General features: G+C 74.2%; 6 protein-coding genes. 4 read left to right on the top strand and 2 right to left on the bottom strand.

Annotated elements, in window-relative coordinates:
* Positions 1-40 precede the first annotated feature (40 nt).
* Positions 41-871 carry an SDR family oxidoreductase gene (locus ACIQOV_RS25410; protein ID WP_401052156.1) on the bottom strand — a complete coding sequence of 277 codons (831 nt, stop codon included), beginning with the start codon at positions 869-871 and terminating at the stop codon, positions 41-43.
* 69 nt (positions 872-940) lie between these two features.
* On the opposite strand from ACIQOV_RS25410, the gene ACIQOV_RS25405 reads away from it, so the two are divergent.
* Positions 941-1360, top strand: coding sequence for a MarR family winged helix-turn-helix transcriptional regulator (locus ACIQOV_RS25405; protein ID WP_401052153.1), 420 nt, complete (start codon positions 941-943; stop codon positions 1358-1360).
* Positions 1361-1519: 159 nt separating this feature from the next.
* Here the strand turns inward: ACIQOV_RS25405 and ACIQOV_RS25400 are convergent, their stop codons facing one another.
* Positions 1520-2479 (bottom strand): ABC transporter substrate-binding protein, encoded by a 960-nt coding sequence (locus ACIQOV_RS25400; RefSeq protein WP_401052151.1) that lies wholly within the window; start codon positions 2477-2479, stop codon positions 1520-1522.
* 90 nt (positions 2480-2569) lie between these two features.
* On the opposite strand from ACIQOV_RS25400, the gene ACIQOV_RS25395 reads away from it, so the two are divergent.
* The 3 genes from ACIQOV_RS25395 to ACIQOV_RS25385 form a co-directional block, all read left to right on the top strand.
* Positions 2570-3568: a FecCD family ABC transporter permease gene (locus ACIQOV_RS25395; RefSeq protein ID WP_401052148.1), complete on the top strand. Its 999-nt coding sequence runs from the start codon at positions 2570-2572 to the stop codon at positions 3566-3568.
* On the top strand, positions 3565-4686 hold the full coding sequence (locus ACIQOV_RS25390) for a FecCD family ABC transporter permease (RefSeq protein WP_401052146.1): 1122 nt from the start codon (positions 3565-3567) through the stop codon (positions 4684-4686). Before ACIQOV_RS25395 ends, ACIQOV_RS25390 begins: the two co-directional genes overlap by 4 nt.
* A partial coding sequence (locus ACIQOV_RS25385) for an ABC transporter ATP-binding protein (protein WP_401052143.1) occupies positions 4683-5510 on the top strand: 828 nt, incomplete at its 3' end. The genes ACIQOV_RS25390 and ACIQOV_RS25385, both read left to right, overlap by 4 nt.

Genomic DNA, 5510 nt, shown 5'->3' with positions numbered 1-5510 from the left:
AAGTTCGAGACCTATGCGATCAGCCGCATCCGCGGCGCGATCATCGACGAACTGCGTGCCCTGGACTGGATCCCGCGCTCGGTACGGCGAAGGCCCGGGCGACGTCGGAGGTGAGCACCCGGAAGGCGGGTCGTTCGGCGGCGAGCAGGTCGAGGATCCCGGCGGCCACGTCCTCGGCCGCCTGGGCGTTGGCGAAGGCGCCGCGGGTGCGGTCCAGGTAGGCGGCCAGGGCCGGGGCGTACGGCCCGGCCTGTTCGGCCGCGTCGTCCGTCAGGCCCACGTTGCTGACGAACTCGCTGGCCACCGCGCCCGGCTCGATGACGCTGACGGAGACGCCGGCGGTGGCCGCGACCGGGGCGAGCGACTCCATGTAGCCCTCGACCGCGAACTTGGCGGCGCAGTAGGCCTCGTTGAAGGGCTGGCCGACCACGCCGCCGACGCTGGTCACGGTCAGCACGCGGCCCTTGCTCGCCCGCAGCAGGGGCAGGGCGGCCTTCGTGGTGTGCAGCACCCCGAAGAAGTTGACCTCCATGACGGCGCGGACGTCGTCGACGCTCTCCTGCTCCAGGGTGCCGATGTGGCCGGCGCCGGCGTTGTTGACCAGCGCGTCCAGCCGGTCGACGCCGGCCAGGCAGGCCTGGACCGACGCGGGGTCGGTGACGTCGAGCGTCCGGAGGTCGACGGTGACCCCGGCTTCCTCGGCGGCCGCCAGCAGCGGGCCGGCCTTGGCGGTGTTCCGCATGGTGGCGATGACGTGCCAGCCGGCGCGGGCGGCGGCGACGGCGGTGGCCAGGCCGATGCCGGAGGAGGTGCCGGTGATCAGGACGGTCCGGTCGCTCATCTCGCTGGACTCCCAGTGCTTATGGATCATAACCAATATGATCCATAACTATGTGGGCTGACATTTCACTTTGTCAAGCACCTGGATAGTCTGGTGGCCATGTCCCACCCACCGGATGACCTCACCCAGGAGATCGTCGGACTCTTCGCGGCCGTCAACCGCCGCTACGGCCGGGAGTCCGAGGCGGCCGCGGCGGCCCACGACCTGACCGCGCTGCAGGCCAAGGCGCTGCTCGCCGCCGAGGTCCCGGTCCCGACGCGTCGGATCGCCGAGCGGCTGCACGCGGAGCCGTCCAATGTGACGGTGATCGTCGACCGCCTGGAGTCCCGCGGCCTGGTCGAGCGCAGCGTCGATCCCGCCGACCGTCGTGTCAAGCACGTCGCCGCCACCGCCGCCGGCCGCGAGGTCGCCGCGGATCTGCGCGCCCGCATGCCCTTCGCCGGCGACCCGCTGGCCCGGCTCGACGCCGAGCAGCGCGGGTCGCTGCGCGAACTCCTGCGGCTGGTCCTGGAGGCATGACGGCGGACCCCCGGGCGACTGCCCGGGGGTCCGCCGTCCACATCGCGTTGCCGCTCGCCCGCGCCGCCGGTAGGAACCGCCGGAAGGGCCGTCACCGCATGCGCTGCGATGACGGCCCTTCAAAATGCTCGGGGGGGGGTGATTCCCCGGCCGGGGCGACTACTTCGCGCCGAAGGCCTTCTCGATGTCCTCGACGACCTTCTCCGCCGCGATCGGGCCGGAGCTGCTGCTCCACACCTGGCCGTCGACGCCCATGAGCTGGTTGGTGCCGACGGCCTTGAGGCGGGTGAACGCCTCCTGCCTGCGGGCGGTCTCCAGGGCCTTCTCGCCCTCGGCGTTCAGGGTGGCGACGAACACCCGGTCGGCGTCGGCCTTGTTGAGGTTCTCCAGGGACAGCGGGTCCGAGTGGGGCTGGGCGCCCAGGCCGTCGGCGATCGGCATGGTGCCGGCGCCGGCCTTCTTCAGCAGGTCGCCGGGCATGTTGGTGGTGTTCATCACGATCGGCCCGTTGGGCATCCAGCGCATCACGACGGCGCTGCCGGTCTTGCCCTCGCCGGCCTTGGCGGCGCGCTTGTCCAGCGCGTCCAGCTTGGCGGTCAGGTCGTCCTTGTGGCCGAGGGCGTCGCCGTACACGGCGAGCACCGAGCGCCAGTCGCCGGCCTTGGGGACGATGGTCGGGGCCACCGCGGAGAGCTTCTCGTACTGGGACTTCTCGATGCCCGAGGAGGCCAGGATGAGGTCGGGGCCGGCCTTGAGGATGGCCTCGATGTTGGGCTCCTTGACCGTGGCGACCAGCGGGACGGCGTCGGCCTTCAGGTAGGCGGGGGCGGTGGTGCCGCCGCGGCTGGCGCTGGTGCCCACCGGGGTGACGCCGAGTGCGAGGGCGGTGTCCAGCGAGGTGTCGTTGAGGGCGACGACCTTCTTGGCCTCGGCCGGGACCTCCACGGCGCCGAAGGCGGTGTCGATGCTGCGCTTGCCGCCCTTGGCGGCGGTGGAGGAGGAGTCGGAGCCACCCGCGGAGCTGCCGGAACCCGAGGAGCCGCACGCGGTCAGGCCCAGGGCGAGGGCGCCGACGACGGCCGTTCCGAGCAGGGTCTTGGTAAAGCGGGTGCCAAGCATGGGTGTTCTCCGAGGAATGGTAGTTTACGGACGAACCGTTTTTCTGAGGTTAGCCTAACCATACGTAAGGCCCTGACAGGGAGGCCCGGTGTGACATTCCGATCACTCCTGCTGCGCGGACTGCTGCCCGCCGGCGCGATACTGCTGCTCGCCGTGCTGGCGAGCCTGCTGCTCGGCGCGGGAGACGTGGGGCCGTCACGGGCGTTCGCCACCCTGCTCGGTGACGGCGACTCCGACTCCCGGTTCACCGTCTTCCACCTGCGCGTCCCGCGGACCGCCGTGGCCCTCGCGGTCGGGCTCGCGCTCGGCGTGGCCGGCACCGTGCTGCAGGCCGCCGCCCGCAACCCGCTGGCCGAGCCCGGCCTGCTCGGCGTCAGCACCGGCGCCTCCTTCGCCGTGGTGATCGCGATCGTGCTCGGCGCCAGCGCCGCGAGCGTCGGCCCGTACGTCGCCGTGCTGGGCGCCGCCGCCGGCTGCCTGCTGGCGCTCGGCGCGGCCCGGCTGCGCGGCGCCGGTGACGACCCCGTCCGCCTGGTGCTCGCCGGCGCGGCGCTGAGCGGACTGATGAACGCCGGCTCCTCGGTCCTGCTGCTGTCCGACGCCCGGGCCGCCGACGAGATCCGGTTCTGGACCATCGGCTCGGTCGCCGGCCGCGGCACCGACCAACTGCTGGCCGTGCTGCCGGTGCTGCTGCTCGGTCTGGTCCTGGCCCTGCTCTCCGGCCCGGCGCTGACCGCGCTCGGCCTCGGCGACGACGTCGCCACCGGCCTCGGCCACAAGCCCCGCCGGGCCCGCGCCCTCGCGGTGACCGCCGTCGCCCTGCTGGTCGGCGGCGCCACCGCGATCGCCGGACCGGTCTCCTTCGTCGGCCTGGTGGTGCCCTTCGCCGCCCGGGCCCTGGTCGGCCCGGACCTGCGCCGACTGCTCGTGGTCTCCGCCCTGCTGGGGCCCGCCGTCGTGCTGCTCGCCGACGTGGCCTCCCGGCTGGTGGCCCGCCCGTACGAGATGCCGCTCGGCGTGATGACCGCCCTGTGCGGCGCCCCCGTCCTGGTCGCCGTCGTCCGCTCGCACAGAATGCCCGCGCTGTGACCCCCACCGTGAAGACCGCGAAAGCCGCCGCCGCGAAGAACGCCGCGAGCCCTGACACGCCATCGGCCGCGACCCGGCTGCCGACCCCGCCCGGCACCCGGCTGCTCGCCCTCGGCGGCCGCTCGGTGCTCGTCCCGGTCCGGCCGCTGCTCGGCGGCGCCGCCCTGCTGCTCGTCGTGGTCGCGGTGACCGCCGTCTGCCTGGCCGTCGGTGAGACGAACCTCGACCCGGTGACCGCCCTGCGCGCCGCCTTCGGCGACGGCACCGCACGCGACGTGCTGCTGGTGGAGAAGCTGCGGCTGCCCCGCGCCGAGGCCGCACTGGCCGTCGGCGCCGCCCTCGGCGTCGCGGGCTGCCTGATGCAGACCCTCGCCCAGAACCGGCTGGCCACCCCGGACACCGTCGGCTTCAACGACGGCGCCACCGCCTTCGCCGTCGCCTCCGTCACCGGCGTCGCCACCCAGCTGCTGCCCTCCGCCGCCGCCCTGGTGGGCGCCGCCACCGCCGCCTCGCTCGCCTTCGCCCTCGGTGGCGGGGCCGGCCGCAACGGCTACCGCTTCCTGGTCGTCGGCCTCGGCATCGGCGCGGTCTTCGGCGCGGTGACCAACCTGATGCTCTCCCGCGCCGCCATCGACGCCGCCAACTCCGCGTACGCCTGGACGGTCGGCACCCTCAACAGCCGGGACGCCGACGCCGTCGGCCTTCTCCGACTCGGCCTGCTGGCCTGCCTGCCCGCCGCCGTGCTGCTCGGCCGCCGGCTGTCGCTGCTGCGCTTCTCCGACGCCGTCGCCACCGGGCTGGGCGTCCGGGTGCGCGGCCTGCGGGTCGGCGTCCTGGTGGTCGCCGTGGTCTGCGCGGGCCTGGCGGTGGCCGTCGCCGGACCGCTCGGCATGATCGCGCTCGCCGCGCCCGAGGCCGCCCGCCGGATCGCCGGACCGCGCTGCGTTCCGGTGCTCACCTCGGCCGCCGCCGGAGCCGCCTTCACCCTGCTCGCCGACCTGATCGGCCGCACCGTCCTGTCGCCGATCGAGGTCCCGGCCGGCCTGGTCACCGCCGTCGTGGGCGGCCCGTACCTGCTCTGGCTGCTGCTCACCACCCGTCCCCGGAGGACCGCATGACCGCCCGTACCGCGACCACCGCGACCGCCGCGACCGCCGGGACCACCGCGCCCGACGGGACCGCCGCCGGAGCGCCCCGGCTGGCGACCAGCGCGCTCAGCCTCGGCCACGACCGCACCATCGTGGTCCGCGAGCTCGACCTCGAACTGCCGCGGCAGCAGGTCACCGTCATCGTCGGCCCGAACGGCTGCGGCAAGTCCACCCTGCTCGGCGGCCTCGCCCGGACCATCGCCCCGCGCTCCGGCGCCGTGCTGCTCGACGGCAAGCCGCTGACGTCGCTGTCCACCCGCGCGATCGCCCGGATCATCGGCCTGCTGCCGCAGTCCGCCACCGCCCCGGACGGGCTGACCGTCCGTGACCTGGTCCGCTACGGCCGCCAGCCGCACCAGGGCCTGCTGCGGCAGTGGTCCGCCGCCGACGCCGAGGCGGTCGAGCACGCGCTCACCGCCGCCGACCTGCACGAGCTGGCCGACCGTCCGCTGGACACCCTCTCCGGCGGCCAGCGCCAGCGCGCCTGGATCGCCATGGCCGTCGCCCAGGACACCGACATCCTGATGCTGGACGAACCCACCTCGGCGCTGGACATGGGCCACGCCCTGGAGGTGCTGGAGATGGTGCGCGGCCTGACGACCGGGCGCGGCCGCACCGTCGTCCTCGTCCTGCACGACCTCAGCACCGCCTGCCGCTACGCCGACCACATGGTGGCCATGCGCGACGGCGAGGTGGCCGCCCAGGGCGCGCCGCGCGACATCGTCACCCCGGAGCTGGTGCGCGAGCTGTACGGGGTGGAGAGCGTGATCCTCACCGACCCGGTGCACGGCACC

Origin of the sequence: Kitasatospora sp. NPDC091257, from assembly GCF_044757675.1 — a bacterium.
Classification (GTDB): domain Bacteria; phylum Actinomycetota; class Actinomycetes; order Streptomycetales; family Streptomycetaceae; genus Kitasatospora; species Kitasatospora lactacystinica.
Note: the sequence above shows the minus strand (reverse complement) of the source record. Positions and strands in the feature narration are given on the sequence as shown.